The organism is Polaromonas sp. P1_G2, assembly GCF_056405515.1.
The window spans coordinates 1-490 of record NZ_JBFUBY010000983.1 but is presented as its reverse complement, the minus strand read 5'-3'; the positions used below and the strand labels follow the sequence as shown (position 1 = coordinate 490).

Below are 490 nucleotides of genomic sequence, written 5' to 3'. Positions count from 1 at the left end.
GTGCGATAGATGAGGAAAGGCAGGTTGGTGGAAGCGTAGCCGGGGCCGCCATTGGTGGTGACCAGGATTTCCGCGTAGACCCCGAGCAGGAAGATTGTCTGGATCAGGATCACAACGGTGATGGACCTGGCCAGGTGCGGGGTGGTCAGATAGATGAAGCGGCTCGCGAAGCCTGCGCCATCCATCTCCGCGGCCTCCTTCTGCTCCGCGTCAAGGCTCTGCAGGGCCGTCAGGAGGATGAGCGTAGCGAAGGGTAGCCATTGCCAGGCGACAATGACGATGATCGAAAGCAGCGGATATTGCGCGAACCAGTCGACGGGCCGCAGCCCCAGAAAGCGATTGAGGTCGGCGAGCACACCATAGCCCGGATGCATGATCATGTTCTTCCACACCAGCGCCGCCACGGGCGGCATGACGAAGAAGGGTGAGATCACCAGGATGCGGATAATGCCCTGTCCCCACATCTCTTGATCAAGCAGGAGTGCAATGG

The 490-nt window shown here is 60.2% G+C and carries 1 protein-coding gene; it reads right to left on the bottom strand.

Features of this window, described 5'->3' with window-relative positions; all coding sequences use genetic code 11:
• The coding region (locus AC1D0P_RS28670) for a carbohydrate ABC transporter permease (protein WP_477679835.1) at nucleotides 1-490 on the bottom strand (490 nt) is incomplete at both ends.